At 73.8% G+C, this 2,562-nt stretch carries 3 protein-coding genes; all 3 read left to right on the plus strand.

Annotated elements, in window-relative coordinates; genetic code table 11:
• On the plus strand, nt 1-643 hold a 643-nt coding region (locus tag O3W51_RS05755), incomplete at its 5' end, for an AMP-binding enzyme (RefSeq protein ID WP_269284251.1).
• Nucleotides 644-759: 116 nt separating this feature from the next.
• Complete coding sequence (locus tag O3W51_RS05760; protein WP_138356109.1) at nt 760-1,704, plus strand: MurR/RpiR family transcriptional regulator; 945 nt, start codon at nt 760-762, stop codon at nt 1,702-1,704.
• Nucleotides 1,705-1,815: 111 nt separating this feature from the next.
• Complete coding sequence (locus tag O3W51_RS05765; protein ID WP_138356110.1) at nt 1,816-2,325, plus strand: hypothetical protein; 510 nt, start codon at nt 1,816-1,818, stop codon at nt 2,323-2,325.
• Nucleotides 2,326-2,562 lie beyond the last annotated feature (237 nt).

A 2,562-nucleotide genomic window follows, 5' to 3' on the forward strand; every position in this document is an offset into this window, starting at 1 on the left:
CGTCTTCCGGGACCTGGAGACGCTCACCGGGCAGCGTCCCGTGGAGCGGTACGGGATGACGGAGACGCTGATCACGATCAGCACGCGGGCGGCCGGTGAACGCCGCCCCGGCTCGGTCGGGCTGCCGCTGCCGGGAGTGGAGACCCGGCTGGTGGACGAGGACGGCGGGCCCGTCCCGTACGACGGGTCCACGGTCGGCGAGCTGCAGATCCGTTCCGGCACGCTCTTCGACGGCTACCTCGGCCGTACGGAGGCCACCGCCGCCTCGTACACCGCCGACGGCTGGTTCCGCACCGGTGACATGGCGATGGCGGAGCCGGACGGCATGCACCGGATCGTCGGCCGCGCCTCGACCGACCTCATCAAGTCCGGCGGCTACCGCATCGGCGCGGGCGAGGTGGAGAACGCGCTGCTCGACCACCCCGCGGTCCGGGAGGCGGCGGTGGTGGGCGCACCGCACGAGGACCTGGGCCAGGAGATCGTCGCCTTCGTCGTCGCGGACGGGGTGACCGAGGCCGAACTGATGGACTTCGTCGCCGGGCATCTGTCGGTGCACAAGCGGCCGCGCAAGGTCCGGTTCCTGGACGAGCTGCCGCGGAACGCGATGGGCAAGCCGCAGAAGGGGCGGCTGCCTCCGGTGTAGGCGCCATGCGTGGCCGCGCAGGCGGCCGGTTCCGGTGCGTCCGGTGGACACTCCTTGCCAATGCTGCATGGATTCATGCAGAGTCAACGACGACTGAATAGGCCAGGAGGACGTTGATGGGTACGACGGAGGACGGGGGCGACGCCGAGGAGGCGGGCGCCGGCGTCGGTGCGGGCCTGGGCGCGGTTCCGGGTGCGGGCCTGGGAGCAGGTGCCGGTGAGGGTGCGGCCGAGGGCGCTTCGGCGCGGCTGCTGAAGCTGTTCGAGTCGCACCGGCTGACCCCGACGCAGCGCCGGATCGCCCACTGCCTGGTGCGCCGGTCGGCCGACGCGCCGTTCCTGTCCAGCGTCGAGGTCGCCGAGCTCGCCGGCGTCAGCCAGCCGTCCGTCACCCGCTTCGCCGTCGCGCTCGGCTTCGACGGCTACCCGGCGCTCCGCCGCCACCTGCGCGAGGTCGCGCCGGTACGGCCCGGCCCCGAGGCCGCCCCGTACAACGAGTACCAGCAGGCCGTGCACGCCGAGATCGAGAACCTCCGGCACCTCGCCGCCCTCCTCGCCGACCCCGCGCCCGTCGCCCGCGCCGGCGCGGTGCTCGCCGCGTCCCGGCCGCTGCCCGTCCTCGGCCTGCGCGCGGCGGGCGCGCAGGCGCGCGGCTTCGCGTACTTCGCCGCGAAGGTCCACCCCGACGTCCGGCTGCTCGACGAGGGCGGCACGATGTTCGCCGACCGCGTCGACGGCGCGGTACGGGCGGGCGCGAGCGCGCTGCTCTGCTTCGCGCTGCCACGGCATCCCCGCGAGGTCGTCGAGGCCCTGACGTACGCGCGCCACGCCGGTCTGACGGTCGTCACGGTCGCCGACAGCGCCTTCGCCCCGGTCGCCGCCTGCTCCGACCTGCTGCTGCCTGCCGCGGTGGGTACCGGGCTCGCCTTCGACACGGCGTGCGCCCCGATGCTGCTCGGACGCGTCCTGCTGGAGTCGATGTGCGACCACCTGCCGGACGCCCAGGCGAGCCTGGAGGAGTTCGACGCGCGGGCGGCGGCGCGGGGGCTGTTCACCGACTGAACCGGGACCGAACCGTCCCGTTGTTCCTCCGACCGCATTCCTCATGAAATTCTGAGGATCGCTGACTACCCTCCCGTGCAACTGGACACGGTGCATCGGAGGAGGACGGTCGTGGCACGCGGGGCTTACACGCTGGCTCGGGTGGGGGTGCTGGTGCGGGCCGCTGCGCGCTGGCTGTTTTGGCTGGGTGCGCTGGCCGCCGTGGGAGGCGTGTTCGTCCCCGGCCTGACCGGCCGCCGGATCGGGATACTCGGCGGCGCCGCCCTCTTCATCGTCGCGGCGGTCCTCGCTTTCGCGGTACGGCGCGGGCGCTACGTCGCGCTGGGCGCGGACGCCACGCGCGCCGGCAAGTCCGTCTTCCTGCAGGACCGCCGGGTGACGGCGCGGATCTGGGTCCGCGGCCACCGGTGGTGGCTGCTCGCGGCGTTCGCTCTTGCCGCGGCGTCCACGCTGGTCGCTTCTTCCGCGGGGGGAATGCTGCTGGCGGGGGCCGGGGCGGGACTCTGGGTGAAGTCGCTGTGGTTCGAGCGGCTGGAGCGGTCGCGGGACGTGCGGTATTGGGTGCGGCCGGAGTCGTCGGCGGCGGCGTACGAGACGACGGGGTTCTTGGCGGGGCGGTAGTTCACGGGCCGGGTCGGGGGCCGGGTCCTGCGGTGCGGGGCTTCGGAATCGACTGTTTACGGTCCCCCAGCCTTCGGCCGGGGGTGCCCCCAGAGGCTCACACATAGCTCGGCAGCATTTCGCAACCCCACCCCTCCGGCCCCGACCCCCCCGACCCCACCCGACCCTCCGAGCGTGGCCCCGTGCGGGTTCGGCGCCAGCTCGGGCCCCTGCCCTGCGGACCCCGTCCCACCCTTC

Origin of the sequence: Streptomyces sp. H39-C1 (assembly GCF_027158125.1) — a bacterium.
GTDB classification, from domain to species: domain Bacteria; phylum Actinomycetota; class Actinomycetes; order Streptomycetales; family Streptomycetaceae; genus Actinacidiphila; species Actinacidiphila fildesensis.